This window comes from Novosphingobium sp. Gsoil 351 (assembly GCF_009707465.1).
Taxonomy (GTDB): domain Bacteria; phylum Pseudomonadota; class Alphaproteobacteria; order Sphingomonadales; family Sphingomonadaceae; genus Novosphingobium.
The window spans coordinates 197,642-221,574 of sequence record NZ_CP046120.1 but is presented as its reverse complement, the minus strand read 5'-3'; the positions used below and the strand labels follow the sequence as shown (position 1 = coordinate 221,574).

27 protein-coding genes, 1 tRNA gene and 2 pseudogenes are annotated in these 23,933 nt (G+C 63.6%); 14 read left to right on the top strand and 16 right to left on the bottom strand.

Features of this window, described 5'->3' with window-relative positions:
• Window positions 1–43 precede the first annotated feature (43 nt).
• The 4 genes and pseudogenes from GKE62_RS01085 to hflX all read left to right on the top strand — a co-directional run bounded on the left by GKE62_RS01085 (window position 44) and on the right by hflX (window position 5,787).
• Window positions 44–2,272 carry an ATP-binding protein gene (locus tag GKE62_RS01085; protein WP_154690636.1) on the top strand — a complete coding sequence of 743 codons (2,229 nt, stop codon included), beginning with the start codon at window positions 44–46 and terminating at the stop codon, window positions 2,270–2,272.
• A 43-nt stretch (window positions 2,273–2,315) separates the two neighbouring features.
• Window positions 2,316–3,695 carry a sigma-54 dependent transcriptional regulator gene (locus GKE62_RS01080; protein WP_154690635.1) on the top strand — a complete coding sequence of 460 codons (1,380 nt, stop codon included), beginning with the start codon at window positions 2,316–2,318 and terminating at the stop codon, window positions 3,693–3,695.
• Window positions 3,696–3,869: 174 nt separating this feature from the next.
• The gene (hfq, locus tag GKE62_RS01075; RefSeq protein WP_154690634.1) at window positions 3,870–4,451 is read left to right on the top strand and encodes an RNA chaperone Hfq; all 582 of its coding nucleotides are present in this window, start codon (window positions 3,870–3,872) and stop codon (window positions 4,449–4,451) included.
• Window positions 4,452–4,507: 56 nt separating this feature from the next.
• Window positions 4,508–5,787 (top strand): annotated as a pseudogene (gene hflX / locus GKE62_RS01070) (GTPase HflX).
• Here hflX and mazG read toward each other — a convergent pair.
• The 10 genes and pseudogenes from mazG to GKE62_RS01025 form a co-directional block, all read right to left on the bottom strand.
• Window positions 5,773–6,547: pseudogene (gene mazG, locus GKE62_RS01065) on the bottom strand (nucleoside triphosphate pyrophosphohydrolase). The pseudogenes hflX and mazG sit on opposite strands and share 15 nt — an antisense overlap.
• 121 nt (window positions 6,548–6,668) lie before the next feature.
• On the bottom strand, window positions 6,669–6,839 hold the full coding sequence (locus tag GKE62_RS01060; protein ID WP_154690633.1) for a hypothetical protein: 171 nt from the start codon (window positions 6,837–6,839) through the stop codon (window positions 6,669–6,671).
• On the bottom strand, window positions 6,836–7,603 hold the full coding sequence (locus tag GKE62_RS01055) for an MBL fold metallo-hydrolase (RefSeq protein WP_154690632.1): 768 nt from the start codon (window positions 7,601–7,603) through the stop codon (window positions 6,836–6,838). Before GKE62_RS01055 ends, GKE62_RS01060 begins: the two co-directional genes overlap by 4 nt.
• On the bottom strand, window positions 7,600–8,376 hold the full coding sequence (locus GKE62_RS01050; protein ID WP_154690631.1) for a TatD family hydrolase: 777 nt from the start codon (window positions 8,374–8,376) through the stop codon (window positions 7,600–7,602). The genes GKE62_RS01055 and GKE62_RS01050 overlap by 4 nt, the downstream gene beginning before the upstream one ends.
• Window positions 8,376–9,935 (bottom strand): methionine--tRNA ligase, encoded by a 1,560-nt coding sequence (gene metG / locus GKE62_RS01045; RefSeq protein WP_154690630.1) that lies wholly within the window; start codon window positions 9,933–9,935, stop codon window positions 8,376–8,378. Before metG ends, GKE62_RS01050 begins: the two co-directional genes overlap by 1 nt.
• Window positions 9,936–9,938: 3 nt before the next feature.
• Window positions 9,939–10,340, bottom strand: a complete 402-nt coding sequence (locus GKE62_RS19580) for a hypothetical protein (protein ID WP_370516040.1) — start codon at window positions 10,338–10,340, stop codon at window positions 9,939–9,941.
• Window positions 10,337–10,897, bottom strand: a complete 561-nt coding sequence (locus GKE62_RS19575) for a hypothetical protein (RefSeq protein WP_370516039.1) — start codon at window positions 10,895–10,897, stop codon at window positions 10,337–10,339. The genes GKE62_RS19580 and GKE62_RS19575 overlap by 4 nt, the downstream gene beginning before the upstream one ends.
• Complete coding sequence (gene tmk / locus GKE62_RS01035; protein WP_154690629.1) at window positions 10,894–11,526, bottom strand: dTMP kinase; 633 nt, start codon at window positions 11,524–11,526, stop codon at window positions 10,894–10,896. The genes GKE62_RS19575 and tmk overlap by 4 nt, the downstream gene beginning before the upstream one ends.
• Window positions 11,523–12,722 (bottom strand): D-alanyl-D-alanine carboxypeptidase family protein, encoded by a 1,200-nt coding sequence (locus GKE62_RS01030; RefSeq protein WP_154690628.1) that lies wholly within the window; start codon window positions 12,720–12,722, stop codon window positions 11,523–11,525. The genes tmk and GKE62_RS01030 overlap by 4 nt, the downstream gene beginning before the upstream one ends.
• Before the next feature lie 72 nt (window positions 12,723–12,794).
• On the bottom strand, window positions 12,795–13,853 hold the full coding sequence (locus tag GKE62_RS01025; protein ID WP_154690627.1) for a lytic transglycosylase domain-containing protein: 1,059 nt from the start codon (window positions 13,851–13,853) through the stop codon (window positions 12,795–12,797).
• Between the two features lie 114 nt (window positions 13,854–13,967).
• Here GKE62_RS01025 and GKE62_RS01020 point away from each other — a divergent pair.
• The 8 genes from GKE62_RS01020 to GKE62_RS19570 all read left to right on the top strand — a co-directional run bounded on the left by GKE62_RS01020 (window position 13,968) and on the right by GKE62_RS19570 (window position 18,112).
• Window positions 13,968–14,057 (top strand) — tRNA-Ser (locus GKE62_RS01020).
• A gap of 142 nt (window positions 14,058–14,199) precedes the next feature.
• Window positions 14,200–15,375 (top strand): integrase arm-type DNA-binding domain-containing protein, encoded by a 1,176-nt coding sequence (locus tag GKE62_RS01015; protein ID WP_154690626.1) that lies wholly within the window; start codon window positions 14,200–14,202, stop codon window positions 15,373–15,375.
• A 291-nt stretch (window positions 15,376–15,666) separates the two neighbouring features.
• Window positions 15,667–15,858 (top strand): DNA-binding protein, encoded by a 192-nt coding sequence (locus GKE62_RS01010; protein ID WP_154690625.1) that lies wholly within the window; start codon window positions 15,667–15,669, stop codon window positions 15,856–15,858.
• 219 nt (window positions 15,859–16,077) lie between these two features.
• On the top strand, window positions 16,078–16,272 hold the full coding sequence (locus GKE62_RS01005; RefSeq protein ID WP_154690624.1) for a hypothetical protein: 195 nt from the start codon (window positions 16,078–16,080) through the stop codon (window positions 16,270–16,272).
• Complete coding sequence (locus GKE62_RS01000) at window positions 16,269–16,505, top strand: transcriptional coactivator p15/PC4 family protein (protein WP_154690623.1); 237 nt, start codon at window positions 16,269–16,271, stop codon at window positions 16,503–16,505. The genes GKE62_RS01005 and GKE62_RS01000 overlap by 4 nt, the downstream gene beginning before the upstream one ends.
• 287 nt (window positions 16,506–16,792) lie before the next feature.
• Window positions 16,793–17,323 (top strand): hypothetical protein, encoded by a 531-nt coding sequence (locus tag GKE62_RS00995; RefSeq protein ID WP_154690622.1) that lies wholly within the window; start codon window positions 16,793–16,795, stop codon window positions 17,321–17,323.
• Between the two features lie 2 nt (window positions 17,324–17,325).
• Window positions 17,326–17,961 carry a hypothetical protein gene (locus GKE62_RS00990; RefSeq protein WP_230206841.1) on the top strand — a complete coding sequence of 212 codons (636 nt, stop codon included), beginning with the start codon at window positions 17,326–17,328 and terminating at the stop codon, window positions 17,959–17,961.
• Window positions 17,846–18,112, top strand: coding sequence for an HGGxSTG domain-containing protein (locus tag GKE62_RS19570; RefSeq protein WP_370516038.1), 267 nt, complete (start codon window positions 17,846–17,848; stop codon window positions 18,110–18,112). Before GKE62_RS00990 ends, GKE62_RS19570 begins: the two co-directional genes overlap by 116 nt.
• Before the next feature lie 42 nt (window positions 18,113–18,154).
• On the opposite strand, the gene GKE62_RS00985 is transcribed toward GKE62_RS19570, so the two are convergent.
• On the bottom strand, window positions 18,155–18,697 hold the full coding sequence (locus GKE62_RS00985) for a hypothetical protein (protein WP_154690621.1): 543 nt from the start codon (window positions 18,695–18,697) through the stop codon (window positions 18,155–18,157).
• Between the two features lie 179 nt (window positions 18,698–18,876).
• Window positions 18,877–20,091, bottom strand: a complete 1,215-nt coding sequence (locus GKE62_RS00980; protein WP_154690620.1) for a hypothetical protein — start codon at window positions 20,089–20,091, stop codon at window positions 18,877–18,879.
• 136 nt (window positions 20,092–20,227) lie between these two features.
• On the opposite strand from GKE62_RS00980, the gene GKE62_RS00975 reads away from it, so the two are divergent.
• Window positions 20,228–20,467 carry a hypothetical protein gene (locus GKE62_RS00975; RefSeq protein WP_154690619.1) on the top strand — a complete coding sequence of 80 codons (240 nt, stop codon included), beginning with the start codon at window positions 20,228–20,230 and terminating at the stop codon, window positions 20,465–20,467.
• A 188-nt stretch (window positions 20,468–20,655) separates the two neighbouring features.
• On the opposite strand, the gene GKE62_RS00970 is transcribed toward GKE62_RS00975, so the two are convergent.
• Complete coding sequence (locus GKE62_RS00970) at window positions 20,656–20,835, bottom strand: hypothetical protein (protein WP_154690618.1); 180 nt, start codon at window positions 20,833–20,835, stop codon at window positions 20,656–20,658.
• A gap of 128 nt (window positions 20,836–20,963) precedes the next feature.
• Between GKE62_RS00970 and GKE62_RS00965 the strand changes: the two genes are divergently transcribed.
• Window positions 20,964–21,281, top strand: coding sequence for a PilZ domain-containing protein (locus tag GKE62_RS00965; RefSeq protein WP_154690617.1), 318 nt, complete (start codon window positions 20,964–20,966; stop codon window positions 21,279–21,281).
• 18 nt (window positions 21,282–21,299) lie between these two features.
• Here the strand turns inward: GKE62_RS00965 and lpdA are convergent, their stop codons facing one another.
• The 3 genes from lpdA to GKE62_RS00950 form a co-directional block, all read right to left on the bottom strand.
• Window positions 21,300–22,712 carry a dihydrolipoyl dehydrogenase gene (gene lpdA / locus GKE62_RS00960; protein WP_154690616.1) on the bottom strand — a complete coding sequence of 471 codons (1,413 nt, stop codon included), beginning with the start codon at window positions 22,710–22,712 and terminating at the stop codon, window positions 21,300–21,302.
• Between the two features lie 244 nt (window positions 22,713–22,956).
• Entirely contained in the window at window positions 22,957–23,370 is a 414-nt protein-coding gene (locus GKE62_RS00955; protein ID WP_154690615.1) for an acyl-CoA thioesterase, read from the bottom strand.
• Window positions 23,357–23,845 carry an endonuclease domain-containing protein gene (locus GKE62_RS00950; protein WP_230206840.1) on the bottom strand — a complete coding sequence of 163 codons (489 nt, stop codon included), beginning with the start codon at window positions 23,843–23,845 and terminating at the stop codon, window positions 23,357–23,359. Before GKE62_RS00950 ends, GKE62_RS00955 begins: the two co-directional genes overlap by 14 nt.
• Between the last annotated feature and the right edge of the window lie 88 nt (window positions 23,846–23,933).

The following is a 23,933-nucleotide window of genomic DNA, read 5'->3' as shown; positions in this document are numbered from 1 at the left end:
AGTCCTTGCAACTGGGCAACAGCCCTGTTGTAGTATTGCCACTATGGCCGCATCGCTCGCCAATATTCCGCGCCGCCTGCCGCGCTGGTGGCGGCGCCTGACGATCGCGCTCCACCGGGCCAACGTCTATTTGGTGCTGGAAATCGCGGCAGCGTTGGCGCTGGTGGCGATGCTCGTTACCAGCTGGCTGGCGGTCGAGCCGCGGATCGAGCGCGGCGCGCTGTTGCCCTCGACGCTGGCCGCGGCGCTGCTGGTCGGCACACTGTTCCCCGCAATGGCGCTGATCGTCCTGTCGGGACGGCGCGCCGCGCTGCGCCGGGCCGCGCAGACCCTGATGGGATCGAGCGGACGGTTGCATGTCAGGCTCGTCTGGCTGTTTTCGCTGATCTCGGCGGTGCCGACGCTTTTGGTCGTGCTATTCGCCTCGCTGCTGTTCCAGTCAGGGGTCGAGTTCTGGTTTTCGGACAGCTCGCGCGGCCTGCTCGAGAACGCCAACAAGCTGGCTACCGGATATTACGACCAGAACCAGCGCGAGGTCGGCAACGAGACCGTCGCGATGGCCGGGGATCTGCGCGACTACTTGAACCAGGCCAAGATCGTCAGTCCCGAATTCGCAGAGGGCTATTCCTTCCAGGTGGTCAGCCGCCGCCTCAACGAAAGCGCGATCTTGCAGCGAGGACCCGACGGTGGTCTACGCACCGCGGCGATCGTCGATCCCGAGAATCGCCGCGCCGAGCGAGTCACCCCCGCGGTGATCGCCCGGTTGGACAAAGGCGAGCAGGTGGTGGTCTCGGCCAGCCCGGACCGGATAGAGGCGGTGACCGTGCTCGATCCAACCGCGGGGGTCTATCTCTATGCCGCGCGCAGTTCGGATGCGCTGGCGCTGAGCCAGTGGCAGCGCGCGCAGAGCGTCGTGAAGGCCTATGACGTGCTCACCCGGCGGGCGAGTAATCTCCAGCTACGCTTCAACCTCGCGCTGCTCTCGATCAGTCTCGCTCTGGTAGCGCTGTCGGTGTGGTTCGCGCTGCGCTTCGCCGACCAGCAAGTCGAACCGTTGGCTGAACTGGTCTCCGCTGCGCGGCGGGTGGCCTCCGGCAACTTTGCGATGCGCGTGCCGCACCGCACCGGTGCCGACGAGATCGGCCTGCTGAACCGCGCGTTCAATCGCATGACGGAGCAGATCGACCGCCAGACCCAGGCCCTGGTCGGGGCCAACGCCCAGCTCGAAAACCGCCGTTCGTTCATCGAAGCGATCGTCGAATCGATCACAGCCGGCATCGTCTCGACCGATCGCGATGGCACCGTGCGGCTGATGAACAGCTCAGCGCAGTTGCTGCTGCTCGATCGCGCAACCCCGGGGCCGCTGGGGATGAAGCTGGGTGACGACGCGCCTCAATTGTGGGCGCTGGCCGAGGCCGGACTATCGAGCGGGATCGTTCAGTACGGCAAGGGTGGCGACCTGCTCACTCTCGCAGTCAAGCTGGTCGGCGGCGCCTCTGGTTTCGTGATAACCTTCGAGGACATCACCCGACAGTTGCTCGATCAGCGCCAGGCGGCTTGGTCGGACGTCGCCCGGCGGATCGCGCACGAGATCAAGAACCCGCTGACCCCGATCCAGCTCGCCACCGAACGCCTGCGCCGCCGCTTCGGCCGCCAGATCGAAACCGATTCCGAGCTCTTTGACGACCTGACCAGCACGATCATTCGCCAGGTCGGCGACTTGCGCAAAATGGTCGACGAATTCTCCAGCTTCGCGCGCCTACCCAAGCCGGTGTTCCGCGAGGAGGACGCCGGCGATCTCGCTCGCCAGGCGCTGTTCCTGCAGGAAGTTGCGCATCCCGAAATCGACTACGACTTTGTCGGCGAAGCCAACGCCCCGCTCGAATGTGATCGCCACCAGTTCGGCCAAGCGATGACCAACCTGCTCAAGAACGCCGCCGAAGCCATCGAGGCGCGGAAGCGGAATGCCGAGCCGGACTATCGCGGGCGAATCGAGGTCGCGCTGGGCGGCGACGAGCGGCGCTTGACGATCGCGGTCACTGACAATGGCATCGGTCTACCGACCGAGCGCGATCGCATCCTCGAGCCGTACATGACTACGCGCGAGAAGGGCACCGGCCTGGGCCTGGCGATCGTCAACAAGATTGTCGAGGAGCACGGCGGCGAGATGACGTTCGCCTACGCCCCCGGCGGCGGGACGGTGGTGTCGATGAGCTTCGCCCGCGATCCGCTGCGCGCCGCGGACAGCCAAGGCCAGGCCGCCGCCGAATGACCCGCGCCCGCGCACCCCGCAACCAACTCCCGGAGACCGATCGATGCCGCTCGACATTCTGATCGTCGACGACGAGCGCGACATCCGCGATCTCGTCGCCGGCGTACTCAGCGACGAGGGCTACAGCTGTCGGACGGCGGCCGACAGCACTTCCGCCCTGGCCGCGGTTGACGAGCGCCGCCCCAGTCTGGTCCTGCTCGATGTGTGGCTCCACGGCTCGCCGATGGACGGGCTCGAAGTGCTCGACGCGATCAAGGCGCGCGAACCGCAACTGCCCGTGATCATCTTTTCGGGCCACGGCAACATCGACACCGCGGTCTCGGCGATCGGCCGCGGGGCGATGGATTTCCTCGAGAAGCCGTTCGAAGGCGAACGCCTTTTGCTGCTGGTCGCGCGCGCGACCGAGACCGAGCGCCTGCGCCGCGAAAACGCGCGACTACGCGAAGGCTTCGGTATGGCCGAGGAGTTCACCGGCAACAGCACCGCGATCAATTCGGTCCGCGCCACGATCAAGCGCGTCGCCAACACCGGCAGCCGCCTGCTGATCACCGGGGCAGCGGGAGCAGGCAAGGAAGTCGCCGCGCGGCTGCTGCACAGTTGGAGCGGGCGGGCGGACAACGCCTTCGTTACCGTCAACTCGGCGCGGATCACCTCGGAAAGGTTCGAGCAGGAACTTTTCGGCGAAGAATCCGGTGGCAAGTTGGTCCGTGCCGGTCTGCTCGAAATGGCCGACGGGGGGACGTTGTTTCTCGACGAAGTGGCCGACATGCCCGCCTCCAGCCAGGCGCGCATTCTGCGCGTGCTGACCGAACAGGCGTTCGTTCGCGTCGGCGGACATCGTCAGATTCGCGTCGATGTGCGGGTGGTTTCGGCCACCTCGCGCGATCTCGAAAAGGAGATTGCGGAACGCCGATTCCGCGAAGACCTGTTCTATCGGCTCAACGTAGTCCCGCTAGCGGTGCCTTCGCTGGCAGAGCGGCGCGACGACATTCCGGTGCTCGCCGACCATTTCTTCACCCGTTATGCCGCCGACCATGGGGTGCCGCCGCCCGCGATCTCGAGCGAGGCGATCGCCGCGCTCCAGGCCTACGACTGGCCGGGTAATGTCCGTCAGTTCCGGAATGTCGTCGAGCGGACGGTCATTCTGGCCCCGCGCGAGCGCCTGGCTCGGGTCGAACTCGACATGCTGCCGGGCGAGATCGTAAACGGCGAGGGCGCGGCGACCGGGGGTCCGGCCTCACTGATGGCGGTTCCGCTCCGAGAGGCCCGCGAGAATTTCGAACGCGAGTACCTAAAGGTCCAGATCCGCCGCTTTTCGGGAAACATCTCGAAAACAGCCAGTTTTATCGGGATGGAGCGGTCCGCGCTCCACCGCAAGCTCAAACTCCTGGGAATGGTTGGCGGCCGCGACGACGAAGAATAGCGGAGAAGAATAGCGGAACCGCTTGTGCGCTTCGGCATTTACGCGATGTCGGCGACGGGCTAATCTTCAATGGCAGGACCCCGGTTGCCGTCGCTAAGCGGAAATATTCGCGCGCAGCGGTGACCAGATTGCTCGTTTCCAGAAGGATTCGGGCCAAAAAACTAGGAGCACAACATGCCTGGAACACGCACGCTCACCGCCCGCGCGAAAACTTCCGCCGAGGAAGCCGCCGAAGTCGCGATTGACGACGGCCCTTCACCGCCGCCTTCGGGCAAGGGCCAGAATCTGCAGGACCTTTTCCTCAACCAGCTACGCAAAACCAAGTCGCCGGTGACGATGTTCTTGGTCAAGGGTGTCAAGTTGCAGGGGATCGTCACCTGGTTCGACAATTTTTCGATCCTGCTGCGCCGCGACGGGCAATCGCAGTTGGTTTACAAGCATGCGATCTCGACGATCATGCCCGGCCAGCCGCTGCCCCTGGCGCCCTTCGCTGCGGCCGAGGACAAAGGCCGCAAACCACGGCTTTTACAGGATATTTTTCTTTCCAGTGTGCGCGATGCAGCGGTGCCGGTGACGATGTTCCTGGTCAATGGGGTGATGCTGCAGGGCAGGGTGGCCTCATACGACCTATTCTGCATGATGCTCGAACGCGAAGGTTACGTGCAACTGGCCTACAAGCATGCGATCTCGACCATCCAGCCGACGGCGCATGTCGACCTTTCCGGCGACTGGAACGATGCGGGCGAAGCCACCTGACCACTTCGTTCGGCACCGACGATCTCAGCGGCGAAGTCAGCCGTGGCGCACGCGCGATTATCGTCTATCCGCAGATAGGCCGTCAGACCGCGGACCCCGAGTTGCGACTCGAGGAAGCGCGCGGGCTGGCCCTCGCCATCGGGATCGTCGTCGCCGAAGCGATGGCGATCCCAATTCGTACCGCGCGGCCCGGGACACTGTTCGGCGAAGGCCAGATCCAGCGGATCGCGGATGCCTGCAATCTCGAGGATGCCGAACTGGTCATCGTCGATGGTGCGCTGAGCGCGGTCCAGCAGCGCAACCTCGAGGAGAAGCTCAAGCGCAAGGTTATCGATCGAACCGGCCTCATCCTCGAAATCTTCGGCGAGCGCGCAGCGACCGCTGAGGGGCGGCTGCAGGTCGAACTCGCGCACCTCGATTATCAGGCCGGGCGGCTGGTGCGCAGTTGGACCCACCTCGAGCGTCAGCGCGGCGGCTTCGGCTTCCTGGGTGGGCCGGGCGAGACTCAGATCGAGGCAGACCGCCGGATGATCCGCGACCGGATGGCGAAGATCCGTCGTGAACTCGATCAGGTCCGCCGCACCCGCGGGCTCCATCGCGATCGCCGCCAGCGTGCGCCGTGGCCGGTGATCGCGCTCGTTGGGTACACTAACGCCGGCAAATCGACGCTGTTCAACCGGCTGACCGGGGCGACCGTGATGGCCGAAGACCTACTGTTCGCCACACTCGACCCGACGATGCGCGCGATCCGCCTCCCGGGGCTCGACAAGGCGATCCTGTCGGACACCGTCGGGTTCATTTCGGACCTGCCGACTCAGCTGGTTGCAGCGTTCCGAGCAACACTTGAGGAGGTGACCGCCGCCGATTGCATCGTCCACGTTCGCGACGTCGCCCAACCGGCGACGAGCGAGCAGAAGGCCGATGTCGAGGAAATCCTCACCGATCTTGGGGTCATTCCCGAGGCAGGGGCGGAAGCCGCCGTGCCGCTGATCGAGGCCTGGAACAAGTGGGATCTTCTTGAACCAGACGAGCGCGACATGCGCCTCGACCTGGTGAAGATTCAACCCGCGCGCGGCCCGCGGTGCCGATCTCGGCGGTGACGGGCGAGGGGATCGAGGCGCTCGTCGCCGCGGTGTCCGCCGCGCTGACCGGGAAGGCGCGGCGCCACGATTTTGTCGTACCTGCCGGCGACGGCCAGCGGCTGGCCTGGCTTCATGCGAACGGCGACGTCTTGGCTGACAATCAGGACACCGAAGACGGTGAGCCAGTGCGGAGGCTTTCGGTGCGGCTTACGCCGCGCGATCTCGGACGTTATGCCGAGCTAGGGAGCCGTTAGTTCGCGCCGTTTGACCGTCTGCCACAGTTCTTCTTGGGTATCAAGCGGCAGGTCGGCAAAGGCTTCGCCACGCTCTGCCGAAAGCGCTTCCATAGCGCGGTAGCGCCGCTCGAATTTGGCATTGGCGGCACGCAGCGCATCTTCGGGCGCGACGCCGTGGCTGCGCACGACGTTGACCGCGGCAAACAGCAGGTCGCCGGCTTCCTCGGTCCGTTCAGATCTCGCAGGTTGCGGCCGCAAGTTCTTCGAGTTCCTCGACAAGTTTGGCTGCGGGACCGACGTGATCCGGCCAGTCGAAGCCGTCACGCGCGGCGCGGCGCTGGAGCTTTTCGGCGCGGAGCAATGCCGGGAGGGCTGCGGCGACGCCGTCCAGAGCGCTGCTTGCCCCCTTGGCGATACGTTCGCGCGCCTTGATCGATTCCCAAGCTTGGCGCTTAGCGGCGGTATCGCCAAAGATGTGCGGATGTCGTGCTTCGAGCTTGCAGACGATCGCCGTGGCGACATCGTCCAGTGCGAAATGCCCAGCTTCCTCGGCCATCCGAGCGTGGAACACCACTTGGAGCAGTAAGTCGCCAAGCTCGTCGCGCAAGTCGGCCATATCGTTGCGTTCGATCGCATCGGCGACTTCGTAGGCTTCCTCGATAGTATAGGGCGCTATCGTAGCGAACGTCTGGACGCGATCCCATTCGCAGCCGATTTCCGGATCGCGTAACCGCGTCATGATCGCCGCGAGGCGCTCGATTGCCGGGAAACCAGTCATCCTGCCGCTTTGCGCTGAAGAGGGGGGGATGGGGGATTGGCCGGCCCCGCCTCAATGACAGATTGATAATATGTATTATGTAAAATATGCATTGAGGGCGTCGAGGTTGGTGCAGTCCCCCTCACATTCCGATCCACTTGAACAGCATCGCGGCCAAGATGAACAAACCGAGCCAAATCGCCGCCATCTTCCAGCCACGCGAGAAGTCGATCTCACGGCCTCGCAACGCGAGAAGCGGTAGCACCAACGCCAAAGCCAGGAAGGCCAGCGTGGCGATCGTACCCCCGGTCACAATTCGATCTCCAACCCGTCGTAACCCGGTTGAACGCTGTCTGGAAGTTCGGAGCACAACGTCGCATAGTCCATCGACTTGTCGAGATGCGTCAGGATAGCCCGCCGCGCGCCCGATCGTTCGATCAAGTCGAGCGCCATGGCCAGGTGCGCATGCGTAGGATGAGGTTCGCGGCGCAAGGCATCGACGACCAGCAAGTCGACATTGGAGAAGCAGTCGACCATTTCGCCGGTGATCTCGCTGAAATCCGTCGCGTATGCCACTGACTTGCCGTCGCAATCGAAGCGGAAGCCGGTACTTTGCGCAGGTCCGTGCGGCATCTGGACGTGCGCAATCCCTATACCGATGCACATCCGCAGCCGGTCGAGATTATCGAGCGAAACCAACGTATGATAGCCGAACTGGCCGGCAAAAACGTATCCGAACCGCTGGCGCAGCCGGAGCACGGTTTGCCCCGCAGCATAGCCCGGGATCGGCCCGTCGCGGCCATAGCGAAGCGGACGCAAGTCATCGATGCCGTGGCAGTGATCGGCATGGTCGTGGGTCCAGAAAACCGCGTCGATCCGGTCGATGTCGTTGGCGAGCAACTGGTTGCGCAAATCGGTCGAGGTATCGACCAGGATCCTCGCCCCCGCGCTGCTTTCGATCGCCACCGACACCCGGCTGCGGCGGTTCTTGGGTTCCGCCGGATCGCACAGCCCCCAATCGTTGCCGACCCGCGGCACCCCGGTCGACGTGCCCGAACCGAGCATCCGCAGCTTCACAGTGCGGCCTTGGTAAACAACTTGAAGAAGTTGACTGAAGTCCTTGCCGCAAGTGTATCGGGTTCGACTCCTCGCAAGCTCGCAATATGACGCAGCGTGTCGGCCACGAATGCGGGTTCGCAGGATCGGCCGCGGTGAGGAACCGGCGCCAGGAACGGCGCGTCCGTCTCGACGAGCACGCGATCTTCGGGCAATTCGGAAGCGATTTCCTGCAATTCGCGCGCGTTCTTGAAAGTGACGATGCCTGACAGTGAGATCGTCAGGCCCAGATCGAGCACTCTTCGCGCAAAATCGCGCGAGGCGGTGAAGCAGTGGATCAACGCAGGGAACGCCCCCTGCTCCATTTCCTCGGCAAGGATGCTGGCGGTGTCGTTCTCGGCGTCGCGGGTGTGGACAATCAGCGGAAGACCGGTCTCGCGCGCCACGCCGATGTGCATCCGAAACAGTTTACGCTGCGCCTCGCGGTCGGAATGATCGTAATAATAGTCGAGTCCCGTCTCGCCGATCCCGATCACCCTGGGGTGCGCAGCCGCATCGAGCAGCGCTTGCGCCCCGAGATCGGCGTGCCCATCGGCCTCGTGCGGATGGATGCCCACGCTGGCCCAGACATCGGGTTCGCGCGCGGCGGTGGCGACCACCGCTTCCCATTCCGAGCGCCGGGTCGAGATATTGAGGAACCCGGTGACCCCGCTGGCCCGTGCGCGCGCCAGCACGGCGGGCTGATCCTCCACCAAGCCCTTGTAATTGAGATGACAATGCGAATCGATCAGCATCACACAGCCTCGACCGGCAACGCGAGACGTGGGAACAGACCCACGGGTTGCTCCAGGCGAAATCCGCTTTCGGCGAGCGGCGAATACCAGTGCGACCGGATGGCCGCGAACATTCGCAATTCGGGCGCAATTCCCATCGCTTCGAGCAGGCGCACGGCACTTTGCGGGATCACCGGCGTAATCGCGACCGCCAACTGCCCAATCGCAATGTACAAAGTCGCCAGAACCGTCCGCATCCGCTGCGGATCGGTCTTGCGCAGGGACCAGGGCGCCTGAGCGTCGATATAGGCGTTGCAGGCGAACACCGCCGACATCCAGCTTTCGATCCCCTGGCTCAGCGCAAGCTTGTCGAACGCATCGGGCAGGTCCTGCGACGTGATCCTGCCGACGAATTCGAGGAGCTCGGTATCCTCGCCGGCATGGCCTGAAATTTCAGGCAGGAACGCGTCGCAATTCTTGAAGATCAACGAAAGCGTCCGTTGCGCCAAGTTGCCGAAGCTGTTGGCCAGTTCGGCATTGCAGCGGGTGACGATCGCATCGGCCGAATAGCTGCCATCCTGCCCGAACGTCACTTCGCGAAGCAGGAAATAGCGGAGTTGATCGACCCCGAACCGCTCCGCCAGTTCCAGCGGATCGACGACGTTGCCCAGCGACTTCGACATTTTCTCACCGCGATGGAGGAGGAAGCCGTGGCCGAAGATCGCGCGCGGCGACGGCAGGCCCGCGCTCTTGAGGATCGCGGGCCAGTAGACCGCATGGAAGCGGACGATGTCCTTGCCGATAAGATGAACATTAGCCGGCCAGAACCGCGCGAAATCGCCTTCGCGCCCAGGAAATCCGATTCCGGTCAGATAGGTCGTCAGCGCGTCGACCCACACGTACATCACATGGCCGGCACTGCCCGGCACCGGCACGCCCCACGCAAAGCTCGTCCGCGATACAGATAGGTCGCGCAGGTCCTGCCCCTTGAGGAAGGCCAGCACTTCGTTGCGGCGGCTTTCCGGCTCGAGAAAGCCTGCGGATTCGTTGAGTTCGATCAGGTAGTCGCGGTACTTGGAGAGGCGGAAGAACCAGCTTTCCTCCACCGTCCATTCGACCGGAGTGCCTTGCGGCGAGAGACGCAAGCCCCCTTCCCCGTCGATAAGCTCACTCTCGTCGTAAAAGGCCTCGTCGCGAACCGAATACCAGCCCTCGTAACGATCGAGATACAGGTCGCCCGCGGCCTCTAGCGCCTTCCAGATAGCAACGCTTGCATCATGGTGGCGCGGCTCGGTGGTGCGGCAGAAGTCATCGTACGAGATGTTCAGAGCATCGCACATCCCCCGAAAATAGTTCGACATTTCGGTTGCGAACTCGAGTGTGTCGCGTCCTGCGTCACGCGCCGTCTGGGCCATCTTGAGGCCGTGCTCGTCGGTGCCCGTCACCAATCGCACATCGCGCCCGCGCATGCGCTGAAACCGCGCGATCGCGTCAGCGGCGATCGCCTCATAGGCGTGGCCGATATGCGGCTTGCCGTTGGGATAGGCGATCGCTGTGGTGATGTAATAGGGGTCGGCCATGGTTCAGGCCGCCTCCCTATCGGCGGCGACCGAGGCCAGCAACCCGCCAATTTGCAGCGTCAGCGTGGCCACGTCGTAGTTGTGGATCGGCGCCTGTGCGAGGAGCCGGGCGAGCATGGCGTGGGCTTCGACCATCCGCGCGGCGCGCCCACGATCCGCGTTCTGAGCGCCGTTGGCCACGATCATCCTGGCCGTCTCGATTACCGCCAGTTGCTGTTCGCGGTCGGCGCGCGGACCGATTTCACCGATGAGGGCGCCGCGCAATGCCAGGTCCGCATCGCCGTTCTCCATGATCCGGACCATCAGACCATAAATGCCGGAGAGGTCGCGGCGGGCGAATTCGAGCGCGCTGCCCGGCGAGCCGCAAGCCACCGCCAGCGCTGCGGCGCGCGCCTCGGCCGTCAATCCGCCGCCAGCAGCGTCGAGCACCTTGCCAACTTCCGCATCGCCAAGCTCGGGAAAGCGCAACACCCGACAGCGTGAGCGGATTGTGGCCTGGAGGCGTCCGATGCGGTGTGCGACCAGCAAAAGATCGTGCCCGCGGGCGGCTCCTCCAGGCTTTTCAGCAGTGCGTTGGCCGCCCCCTTTTCGAGATCGTCGGCGGCATCGACGACCACCACCCGCCGCTCGCCCAGGGTCGGGCGGGCGTTCAGGCGGCGCTGCAACGCGCGTACCTGATCGACGGCGATGTTGCGTTTGACCTTGAACGGTTTGCCTTCGCTACGCTTGCGCTCCTCTTCGTCGCCATCGGGCAAGGGCTGGAGTTCGAGGATGTCGGGATGGTTGCGCGGATCGGACCAAGTGCTGCCCCCAGCCTCGAGCAGTTCGCGCGCGGCCGCCGCGGCGAAGGCGGCCTTGCCCATGCCCTTGCGCCCGGCCAGGATCCAGCCGTGGTGCATTCGCCCCTGGCCGATCGCCGCGCGCCATTCGCGCCACGCAGCATCGTGGCCAAGCAGGGTCATTGGAGGAGATCGCTCAGCGCGTCGAGGACCAACGCGTGAACCGCGCCTGGACCGCCCGATGCGTCGATCCGGCGAAATCGTGCTGGCTCCGCCTCCGTCAGCCGGTCGAAGGCCGCGGCGACATCGCGGTGAAACACCATGCCGCGCCCGCCGATCTTGTCGGCGGCACTGCCGTCGCGCGCCAGGATGCGCGCCGATGTCGTCCGGGGATCGGCATCCAGCAACAGGGTAACGTCGGGAAGCAGCCCGCCGCTGCCGATCTGGTGGAGCGTGCGGATCGCGGTCTCGCCGAGCCCTCCCGCCCCACCCTGGTATGCAAGGCTCGAATCGACGAACCGGTCGCAAATCACCCAGCGTCCGGCTGCCAGGGCGGGTTCGATCAATCGCGCGACGTGGTCCGATCGCGCCGCCGCGAACAGCAGGGCCTCTGCCGGAGCGTCCCATTGCGGCAGAGCAGGGTCGAGTAGCAGCGCGCGGATCGCCTCGGCCCCTGGCGTGCCGCCCGGCTCGCGGGTCGTCAGGCACGCGATTCCCTTGGCCGCCAGCGCAGCCGCCAGCAAACGCGCTTGGGTCGATTTACCGGTCCCCTCGCCGCCTTCGAAAGCGATGAAGCGGCCGCGACCGCTCACAGGCCCGCCAGCCCGAGCAGACCATTCCGCAGGCGGGCCATGGGTCCGGCAACACCGGTCGAGGCACCCGCCATCAGCGGGAGATCACGCGGGGCTTCGCCGGGCGTGCCGACCCGCAACATCGCCACCTGCGCGCCTTTGCGAATCGGCGCGCGCAGCGGACCGTCATAACGCAAGGTAAGTTTGACAGCGGGCGGTGCGGCTCCCGCCGGATAGGTCAAGTAATACGGCATGGGCGCGGTGAGCGCCACATGTCGGGCGGCACCGCCCTGCACTTGCGCTTCGCCTACCGTGGCACCCGCGGCGAACAACCTTCGTATCTTCCACGCAGAAAAGCCCCATTCGAGCATGGCCCGCGATTCGCGCGCGCGCTGCCAGGCGCGGTCGTAGCCGCCAACCACCATTACAAGTCGACGCCCATCGCGTACCGCCGACCCGACCAAGCCATAGCCGGCTTCATTGGTGAAGCCGGTCTTAACTCCGTCGGCCCCCGGCACGCGACCGAACAAGGGCACATGGTTGTCCTGGCGGATGCCGTTGAAGGTCATTTCGGGATGCCCGACATAGCGGCTGTAATAGCCGGGATGGCGGGTAAGCATCGCCTGGGTCAAAATCGCGAGATCGCGCGCCGTTGTATAGGTGGCGCCTTGATCGGGCCAACCGTTGGGACTTCCGAAATGGCTGTCGGTCATTCCCAGCTTGCGGGCTTCGGCGTTCATCAGCGCCACGAACCCGGCGACGCTGCCGCTCGCCCCTTCGGCCAAGACTATGCATCCGTCGTTGGCGGATACGGTCATGATTGCCTGAAGCAGCTCGTCGACGCTGACCACCTGGCCGCGGCCGAGGAACATCGTCGAGCCGACCTGGTGCCACTGTCGGAAGGCAGCATCGCTCATCGCAAAGCGCTGATTGGGCTGGACACGTCCGGCCTGCATCAGCTCGAACGCCACGTAGGCGGTCATGATCTTGGTCAGAGAGGCGGGAATGAACCGACGCCGGGCCTCGCGCTCGAACAGGACCCGGCCCGAACCCAGGTCGACCATGTAAGCCAGCGGCGCGGCGAGGCTTATCGCCGGATCGAACGGATCGCCTTCGCGATAGGCGGGCGCTGCGCCCTGACGCCCCGCCGGGACTTGCGCCTGCGCGACGAAGGCAGCGAGCAGCAGTGGTGCGGCCAGCGCCGCGCGCAGGCTCACCGGCCCGCGGAAACGATTTGCGCGTCGCCGAACCCGGCCGTCATTGCACGCGTCACTGCCGCCAGCGCGAGGTTACGACCCGATCGCATCGGCCAGCAGCCCCACCGAAAGCGCGTAGTAGTTCGAGCAGTTGTAGTCGAGGATCACGCGGTAGTTGCCGGTGAGCAGATAGGCGGTGCGCCCCGGCCCATCGGGCTCTAGCAAGGTGGCAAGGACTGTGTCGCTAGGCCAGTATCCCGCCTGCGGAGTGATGCCCAGCGCCCGCCATTCGCGCATCGTCTTCCAGACGCTGTGACGGCCATGCACCGCCGCGCAGCGAGGCGAGGCCATCCGGGTGACCAGAGTGCCGCGATCGAGGCCTGCGGGAACGTCGACCGCCACCCCCCACGGCTCGCCGGCGCGCCATCCGGCGTCGCGCAGATAGCTGGCGATCGACGCGACCGTGTCGGCCCGGCTCGACCAGATATCCGCGAACCCGTCGCCGTCGCCGTCGGTCGCCACCCGCAGATAGGCGCTGGGCAGGAACTGCGGATTGCCGAAAGCCCCGGCCCAGCTGCCCTTGAGCTTGGCGCGCGGCACCCCGCGATCGACCATTTTGAGCAACGCGATGAACTCTTCCGCGAAAAGATCGCGGCGGCGGCCTTCGTAGGCCAGGGTCGCCAGGCTGCGCGCGAGGTCGAAATCGCCCGTGTAGCTGCCGTAGTTGGTCTCATGACCCCAGATCGCCAGAATCACCGGCAGCGGCACGCCGAAGCGCCGCTCGAACACCGCTCCCTGCCCCGCGAGCGCCGCATACTGACGCTGCCCGCCGGCGATCCGCGCGGCATCGACATGCATTCTCCGATACGGCTCGAAGGCGGTGAACGTCGAGGGTGTGGAGCTGGTGTTGCCGGGTTGCGAGCGGTCGAGATCGATGACGCGCGGGTTGAAGCTGAGGCCCGCGGTCATTGCCGTGACGGTCGCTTCGCTGACGCCTTCGCCGCGAGCGCGGGCGGAAAGCAGCTGGAGATAGCCGGGAAAGCCGTCCTCCCGATAATCCTGCGCTTCCACCGCCGGCCCCGCAGGACCGAGCGCGAGGATCGTGGCACAGGCGACCACGCGCCAGCGTCGCAAGGCATTCGAAAAGATCATGGCCGGACTGTCGCATAGCCGGTCGCGAAAGGGAATCCCCCGATGCGATGGACCGCCTGCAAGATCGGGTGACAAATCCGCGCCATGGCGTTAGCCGCAACGGGCCTTCGCGCTGGACAGGTGGCCGAGTGGTTTAAGGCAGCGGTCTTGAAAACCGCCGTGGGTGCAAGCCCACCGTGGGTTCGAATCCCACCCTGTCCGCCAAGCCTTTGTTTTCCACCATTCCTCACCAGCCACGAAGCCTTATCAAAGCCGAGCATTTCCGTGGTTTTGCCGTTCCTGCGTATCCCTTGCCGTCCCTCACCAGCCGCGCTAAGGTGTGGGAGAGAATGTGGGAGCAGGGGCGATGGCGAAGCTTACGGCAACGGGTGTGAAGGCGGCCAGCGCGCCGGGACGCTATGGCGACGGAGACGGGCTTTTCCTTTTGGTCGGGCGCGGTGGTGGCAAAAGCTGGGCCGTTCGGGTGCAGAAAGATGGCAAGCGCCGCGACTTTGGGCTGGGTAGCGCGTCCAAGGTTCCGTTGAAGCTGGCGCGGGAACGCGCCGTGCTGGTCCGCTCGCAGGTTGAAGCGGGAATCGATCCGGTGGCCGAACGACGCAAGGCGGCTGGCATTCCCACATTCCGGCAAGCGGCGGCGCTGGTCCATGCCGAGCACAAGGGAAGCTGGGCGAACGGCAAGCATCAGGCGCAATGGCTGTCCACGCTGGAGGCCTATGCGTTTCCTGCGTTCGGTGACGTATCGGTCGCCAACATTGACGCGCCAGCCGTGCGCGACGCGCTCGCGGCGATATGGCTGCAAAAGCCGGAAACCGCGCGCCGCCTTCGCCAACGCATCCGCACCGTGATCGACTGGTCACTTGCCAAAGGATACCGCGATGCCCCGCTGGCGATGGCGGTGATCGATAAGGCGCTGCCTCGCCAGCGCGAACGGGTGAAGCATCATGCCGCCCTGCCCTATGCCGATCTGCCCGCGTTCATGGCCGATCTGCGCTCAAAGGAAACCATGGGGCGGCTGGCGCTTGAAGCCGTAATCCTGACAGCCGCGCGGTCGGGCGAGATTCGCATGGCGACTTGGAGCGAACTGGACCTTGCAGCGGCGACCTGGACCATCCCGGCGGAACGGATGAAGGCCAAACGCGAGCACGTTGTTCCGCTCTCCGGCGCTACCGTTCGGCTATTCGAGCGGATGAAGCACTACCGGCGGCTGAGCAGCGACCTTGTGTTTCCCGGCACTGCCAAGGGTAAGCCACTCTCCGACATGACATTGACTAAGGCGCTCCGCGACATGGGTCTTGCGGTGACCGCGCATGGCTTTCGCAGCACGTTCCGCGATTGGGTAGCGGAGCAGACCAACTGGCCAGCCGAGCTTGCAGAGGCGGCGCTGGCGCACGTTGTCGCGGACAAGACGGTCGCCGCTTATCAGCGCGGGCCGATGCTCGAAAAGCGCGCTGTGATGATGGCGGCATGGGCGGACTATTGCGAGGGAGCATGCGGCGGAAACGTCGTGCGGATGGCCGGTTGAGAGATTATCCCCAGCCTTATCAACAGCGGGTCGCGATCTATGAAGCTCTCTATGAGAGAACATGGACTTTTCCACAGGGATATCCATCACTTCTCAACAGAAAGCATTTCCGGCAAATTGCAATAAGATATTGATATTTAAGTCTAAACTTCTCCGGAACTAGAAGTTATAGACAGGTCCGTCCCCAGCCGTTCGTCGCATCGCCCTTCCCACTAGTCCGGTGGCCCCTATCGTCATGAGGCCACCCCGGAATTCGGGCGGTCGCCTAGGCGAACTCACAGGACGACAGACATGGACAACCCGGAATTAATGACAGTCGGCGACTTCCTCGCCCGCTACAGCATCGGACGCACCACATTTTACCGAGAGGTTGCGGCAAGTCGGCTGAAACTTCGCAAGCTGGGCACTGCCACTCGCATCGCCCGATCCGATGCCGAGGCGTGGGCAAGCAACTTGCCAGTGCGCCAAGGGGAAGCGGCATGAACGCCCGCCCCACATACGACTGTCCCCCGACCGTTGGAGCGGTCGAGGGACATAGCATCGCTTTGGGAGCAAGTGCTGGAGCTGCATACCGTAGCGGCGGTGTCACTGGCAATGGCGTTGTAGGCCAGCGAGAAGCCATCTCGCGAGCATCGTCCAGCCGAACAAGCGTTTCGCTCGCTGGCGGGCGCTGTGTGGCGCTATAGAGGCAAGCGGGCGCGCGTGCTTGCCATGCTCGCGACAATTCCCACCGGCGTAACCCAGTGGGATACCCTGCCGTGGCATACCCGGCTCGGCGGCACGATCCACGCGCTGCGCGAGGATGGGCTGTCCATCGAGACAGTGCGCGAGGGCGAGTATCGCCATGCCCGCTATTGGCTGCGCACGCCCGGCGAGCTGGAAGGGGACGAGGCATGAGCGGCCCGTTCTTGTTCGAAGCGCCCTATAAGGGGGACCGCTGGCGGCTGGAGATATCAACTTTTCAGGGTCGGACGTTCGCCAACTGGCGGAAGTGGTATCCAAAGGAGGGGGAATGGAAGCCGACTAAGATCGGCTGCACGTTCCCCCTAGACGGCCTCTGGGAACTTATGGCCAACCTGATGGCCCACCACGGCCTTAATCCGCCCAGCATCGCTAAACGGGCCGCGTAACAGCATGGGGAGCACGCTTTCATCGGAAGCTGGCGGCGTGTTCCCTGCCGTTCGTTTGAAACTTGACCGCGATGGCCAGAAACCGCGCCCGATGCGCCCGCCCCATCAACGCGGAACCGGCGCAATCCTGCCACTCCAGCAAGATTGGCACGGTCCATGCTCTTAAAGCTTCTATTCCTAGTTGCACGCTTGTCCCCGCAATTGCCCGGCGTCCCTTCAAGCGGGGCGGCGCTCGCAACCGTGCCGATCGATCTAGCTATCACCTATCGGCGGCGAGTGTCAGCGGCATGATCGAAGCGGCAAACTTCGCCGAACGCATCGGCCTGGCCTTCAACCGGCACTGGACTGTCCATTACCAAATGGCCGGAATCGCCGAACATGATGGGGCTGCATTCGTCGGGCGGCTGCTGGCGCTGGTCCGCAAGCATGTTGCCCGCTCTGGCGGAAAACTTGCGGCGCTATGGGCCCGCGAGAACGGCGACGGCAAAGGCGGGCATGTCCATATCCTGCTGCACCTGCCCAGCGGCATGACCTTACAAAACCTGACACGGCGCTGGATCAAGGCAGCTGGCGGCGACCCTGTGCGGCGTGTGAGCAAGGTTCGCAGCATCGGCGGGATGCTGACAAATGTTGACGTTGGCGGCGCTCGATACCGGACCAATGCCGATGCGGTGCTGGCCTATCTGGTCAAAGCGGCGAGCACCGAAACCGGTATGGAGCTCTCCCTGCCCCGCCATGGTGAAGGCGGGCCGATCATGGGGAAGCGGGCTGGCTGGACGCAAAACATCGGTGCGACAGCGCGCGGCAAGAGGGACTAACTATGGCGAAGAAACCGCGTGCGAAAATGGAGCCGAATGGCGCAATTGAGGTTGCGCAAACCTCAAACGAAACCGGCGCTCAGGCATTGGCGCGCAAGTTACTCCAACCGACCTTGAAGAACGCGGCGGCCGCATCGGCCTTCACCGCCAAAATGATGGGCAATGAGTTGGAGCTGCCCGGCATCGGCGATTATGCCGATTTCGTGCAATCGGAAGCCCGCAAGGCGGCGGACGGCGAGTTGGCGATGGCTAGTCGGATGCTCGCGGCTCAGGCCATCGCGCTAGACAGCATGTTTGCTGAACTCGCCCGGCGAACGGCCAACAACATGGGCGAGTATATCAACGCTGCTGAACGCTACGGGCGGCTGGCGCTGAAGGCTCAAGGCAACTGCCGCGCTACGCTTGAGTCACTGGCCAAGCTGCACCAGCCGCGCGAGCAAACGGTCAAACACGTGCATGTGAACGAAGGCGGACAGGCGGTGGTCGCCGATCATATCCACCAGCACACCGGGGGTCGGGAAAATGCAAAATCAAACGGACAACCCCATGCACTCGAAAGCATGGGCGATGCTTCAGGCCAGCCGTTGCGGAGCGCGAACGCGGAGCGGGAGGCCGTGCCAGTCGCCAGCGATGCCTAACGGGCGCTGCCGGATGCACGGCGGGCCGTCACCCGGCGCTCCCAAGGGCAACCGGAACGCTTGGAAGCATGGGGCGAGGTCCGCGAGCACGATGGGGGCGGCGGCGTGGATCAAGGCGATGGCGCGGTTGGTTGACGGGGAGGAAGCCTGAGTGCGCGGAAGGGTAGGACGCGGTCCTCGCGGGGGCGGCCGACTAACCCGTCGTTTCAATCGGTGATGGTTGGACGGTTGGGTCGGTCCGGCGACGCGGCGCTTCACTTGCCCATGTCGCAAAAGCTTTGTCGGCGACATTGCTCAATATCAACGACCGCACGATTCCTTGGCAGTTCCACTGCGCTTTGAGCCCGGCATAGAACCCTGCCGCGTTGACCCGATCTTGGGGCAAGGCCTGAGGGTCCTCAGCCACTTGGCACAGATATTCAAAATTGCGCTGGTCAAACTCGGTGGGCGGCGGGAGCTTCGCTTCTCGAAGCCCCGCAAGGACATAGGTTTCAGTGTAGTGCTTCCCAAACCAATGGAGCCAAAGCGTTTTTACTACCCATCCCTTTACCGAGAGTATGGCCTCAAGGACCATTATGCCTAGGGTGAGAAGCAAGACGTTCAACAATCCGATGTCGTCGCCGCCGAATGTCAGCAAGAGCGCCGCAGCAATGGCCAAGTCCGCCACTACACCGAATAGAAAACTGCGGATCATTATTGGCCAAAAAAGCCTTTGGTTCAATTCACCCAGTGTCATGAGATTCCCCCCATGTGGCGCAGGGTATCCTCGGTTGGGCTGCGAAGTTCAACCCTTCGGGCTGCGCATTCCGCGCGAGCGCGAGGGGGGCTAGGTCGATCTCAAGGCTGGCGGGTCGGGAAACCAATCCACAGGCTCACTAAATCGCTAACCCCGTTTTTTCCTTCGAGAATCTACAACTAGCGAGGGGTGTCACACGCGGTAATCTGATAGCGGGTTATAAGGGCACCATTCTGGTCAAGATACTCGTGCTCGTAAATCGCGCCGGACCGGAGCAACATAGGAGCCATCGGTCGCTGACATATATCATGTTGCGCACCGCTCTTTAATTTGTTGCCGACCTCTCTCAGGTCCAAAAGAGAGCGATCGACTCTCGCTTGATAGGTGAATGTGAGCTTCATCCCCGAAGCTTTTGCCGACGTCAAAATGATAAGGTTATCAACCTTAGTGGGGGCCTTTGCTCTGATAGCTTGTGCAGATGTGAGGTTGTCATCGATTATCCGCTCGCGCGTCATGCTGTTCAACACTCCAGCCGCAAAAAGCTCCGGCTCGTCGGGAAACCACATGTCGTCAGGGCCACGCGCTAAGGCTTGGTCGATGAACCTTCCTGGCAGCCCAGCATTTACGTAGCTCTGGCGCATTTCCGCATTCATTTCGTGCAGTTCGGCCACGCTCAGCCCCGGAAAGCTTGCCTGATGAAAGCCGACTCCACCACCAACACTTGAACGATGAAGGCCCGCCAACAGAACTACGGTGCAAGCTGACATACACTGCCGTCCGGCCACAGTATCGGCTTCGCGTTCGCGAACCATCCGTGCAATTTCGCGCGCTTCCCCGATACGGCCGCCCGGCGAGTTAATTTCAACCGTTTGAACGTTCGGCTGATCGGCCATCGCGCGGGCGACGGCGTCGGCAGTCCCTAGGGAAAGTGGGCCGTCGATGCGGAGCAGCCCATTTGCGACCCTTACGCTGGCGGGGGGGCCCATCGAATCATTGTTTGTCGCAAGTCCCGCAAGTTCGGTCGTGCTTTGAGCAAGGTTGGAGGCTTGGCCAAGAACACTCAATCCGCTTAGTACTACCATGGCTTTGGCAGCATTTGCCCAGCCCAGACTTCCTCCCAAGCCGACATGTCGGTTTGATGAGCGCCATATTCCCACTGCGCCCCAAAGTGTCACGGTTAGCAGTATGCCAGTTGCCGCTAGAACCGCAGCCGACGCGGATTGAATCGAAGCGCCGCTCTCGCTTAACCATGCAACCGCCAACGTTGTGCCGATGGTCGCCAAAACCCCGATGAGGCTCCCATTTATCCAATATGATTGGGCTAGCGGCTGAGCGCCATTCCAGTGATCGAAGATATAATTGCCGGTCCGTTCGGTCGGTTGGATGTAAGCCATATTCGTTCCCCCCGTCGCCGAAGCTGACGCAATAGCTTAAAGGCAGCAAGTCAGAACTCCCTGCCTTCGGCACCATCCTTGACTCGCTGTCGCAACGCGCCCGATACAGTGGGCGGGCGCGCGAAGGGGGGCTGTGATGTTCTACATCGGTCAAGCAATCGGCGGGTTCGTCGCAATGGCCATTCTCGCTGCGATTGTTGAGCGTATAGGGTTCAAGAGACAGCCACCGTTCCAACGAGCGATGTTCACTGTCGCAACGGCATTGCTCATTGCGAGCGCAATTGCTGGCTTCGGCATGGCAGACGGGGGACCATACGTGTGGTCAGCCGGACTGAACTATCTGCCCGGCGCGGTAGTCGTCTTTTTTGGTATCTGACGCGCTACAGCAATGCCTGGAGCGATGGCGAGGCGGATGCTCCCGAGGAGGCCGATTACACGGTCACAGCTCCGGCACGTGGGAGCGAAAGTGGGAGCGCGCACGATACGCTTTAAAAGATCGATTAAAAATCACATGCTTAGTGACTTTAGTTAGACGGACACCCTGTCCGCCAGCCAGACGGTGGCCTAGCTCGCCGGTTCGAGCGCGCGCGCGAGCGGCGGGGTAGCCTCTTCGGGGATCCATTCGCCAGTCTGCGCGGCCCCGGCGCTGTCGCGGAACCAGCCGGGCATGTGGTTGGGACCAAGCTCGTGCCCATTCTCGACGAGCCAGAGCGCTTCCTGAACGTCTTCGATCTCGTATTCCATGGCGCGTTCCTCTCCCAAGTACGCACCCCCTGTCGGCAAGGAAACCGTTATACTCCAAAGGCGGTTCCCGTTCCTAACCAATTCGCAAGGGCAAAGGCTTATTGAGAGACGAACAAGCGAGGGTCAGCATGCGCCACGAGACATTCACCAGCGATTCCCGCCCCTTGCGCGGCGCGGCCCGGCGCGCGCCGTTGAGCGTGTTGTGCGATGTTCGCCAGGGCAGCCGGCCGTGGCGATTGGCGCGGCTTAGCGACTTGTCGGAGCGCGGCTTCAAGCTCGCCTGGATGCCCGACTACGATATTTCCAAGCCCCTGCGCATCCGCATCTCGGGAATCGAGATGCTCAGCGCCCGGATATGCTGGCACGAAGGCAAGCAGCTCGGATGCGCCTTCGCCACCCCGCTGCACGTCGCGGTGTTCGACCACATCGTCCGCCTCGCCGGGTAAGCGACCTCCTGGATCCCGTCAGATGTGCAGCGCGCGCCCGTATGCGGCGAGCACGCTCTCGTGCATCATTTCGCTGAGCGTGGGGTGCGGGAACACCGTGCTCATCAGTTCGGCCTCGGTGGTCTCGAGCGTCTTGCCCACGACATAACCTTGAATCAACTCGGTAACTTCGGCGCCGATCATGTGCGCGCCGAGCAGCTCGCCGGTTTTGGCGTCGAACACGGTCTTGATGAAGCCCTCGGCCTCGCCCAGCGCGATCGCCTTGCCGTTGCCGATGAACGGGAAGGTGCCCGCCTTGACCGAATAGCCCGCCTCCTTGGCCTTGGCCTCAGTCATCCCGACGCTGGCGATCTGCGGGTGGCAATAAGTGCAGCCGGGGATGTTCTTGCGATTCATGCCGTGGGGATGGACTTCGGCATTGCCCAGCTCCTGGGCGATCGCCTCGGCGGCGGTGACGCCTTCGTGGCTGGCCTTGTGGGCGAGCCATGGGCCGGGGGTGCAATCGCCGATCGCCCACACGCCCTTCACGCTGGTCCGGCCATAGTCGTCGATCACGATTATCCCACGTTCGGCTTTGATTCCAAGCGCTTCGAGTCCGATGTTCTCGGTATTTGGAGCAATGCCCACCGCTACGATCACATGGCTGAAATCGCTCTCGACAACCTTGCCGTCCTTGCCCTTGATCTTCGCCTTTACGCCAGAGGCCCCGACATCGATGCTTTCGACACCCGCGCCGGTCATTATCGTCATGCCCTGCTTCTTGAGCGCCTTTTCGAGGAACGCCGAGACGTCCGCATCCTCCACCGGCACCACTCGATCGAGCATCTCGACGACCGTAACTTCGGCGCCCATATCGTTGTAGAAGCTGGCGAATTCGATCCCGATGGCGCCGCTGCCGATGACCAGCAGCTTGCCCGGCATCTCGGGCGGGACCATCGCGTGGCGATAGGTCCAGATGCGCTTGCCGTCGGTCTTGGCGAACGGCAGGTCGCGGGCCCGCGCCCCGGTGGCGACGACTATATGCTTGGCCGAGAGGGTCTCGCTCCCCTTCTCGCCCGTCACCTCCAGCTTGCCGGCGCCCTTCAACACCCCGGTGCCCATGTGGACCGCGATCCTGTGCTTCTTCATCAGGTGGCCGATGCCCTGGTTGAGCTGCTTGGCCACCCCCCGGCTGCGCTTGACCACCGCCTCGAGATCGGCGCGAATATTGTCCGCCGCCAGGCCATAGTCCTTGGCGTGCTGCATGTAGTGGAAGATCTCCGCCGAACGCAGCAGCGCCTTGGTCGGGATGCACCCCCAGTTGAGGCAAATCCCTCCGAGCAGCTCGCGCTCGACGATCGCGGTCTTGAGCCCCAATTGCGCCGCGCGGATCGCCGCGACGTATCCGCCGGGGCCGGAGCCCAGGACGATCACATCGTATTGGTCAGCCATGCGTTATCCCCGATTCGCAGAGTGAGAGCTTGGACCACTTGGACCACTGTCCAAGAGAAGAAAAAACTGGCTCGGCGAACCCGGTCGAAACGTGGGCCGCGCGAGGGAAATATGGGTTGGCACGTCACGGTCATGGCACAAGTTGGCCAGCATAGGAAAGCGCCTGCGTCCCTCAACTCCATCGCCGTGCACGCAACGCGGGGCTGGTTTATTTCGATTGGCGCGAAGGTAGCTCGGCCCCGCGTCAGGCACGGGGCGACGAGCCATGGAGTTGGTCTGAAAGAACCGTTCGCGGCTTTCCCGCATCATCGACCGCAACGAACGTGAAGGTCGCCTCGGTCACCAGGATGTGCTCGTCCTCGTGCCGGTGCCGCCGCCACGCCTCGAGCACGATCGTCATCGATGTCCGCCCGACTTTGGTCAGCTCGCCATAGACCGAAACCTCGTCGCCGACTTTGACCGGGGAATGGAACTGCATCCCGTCCATCGCCACCGTCACCGCGCGGCCGTGACTGCGCCGCGCCGCAATCAGCCCCGCGCCCATGTCCATCAGGCTCATCAGCCATCCGCCGAAGATGTCGCCATAGGCGTTGGCATCGGCGGGCATCGCGGTGACGCGGATGACGGGGTCGCGGGTGCTTGCATCAGGGGTGGGCATCGAGCGAGTTATATGGCCACGCCCCCTCACCAAGCTTCGCTAGCCCGTTTCGCGAGCAAGCTGCGCTATCCTCTCCCGCGAGGGGAGAGGAGTGTTGAAGCGGTGCGTCACCAAGCCCTTCTCCCGTTGCGGGAGAGGGGTTGGGGTGAGGGGTTTCGAGCGCAGAGAGAATTGCGGTCAGCACACCTTCTCGATTCGACAGCACATCGTTGTTCCACAACCGAAGCACGCGAAAACCCTGTGCTCGCAGGAAAGCATCCCGCCTCCGATCCGCAAGATTTTCGACGTGCTGAGAGCCTTCGGCCTCCACCATCAGCCGCGCGGAAAAGCACACGAAATCCACGGTATACGGCTCGATCCGAACCTGCCGCCGGAACTTCCATTCACACAAGCGCCTGCCGCGCAGCATTCGCCACAACGCGCGCTCGGTATCCGTCGGCTCGCGCCGCATCCGCTTTGCGTGGCCGAGGAGCACGGCAGCTTTCCTCTCCCCTTGCGGGAGAGGATACGCAGACTTGCGAGCTTGCTCGCTAGGCGAAGTTGGTGAGGGGGGCGGGTCCGCT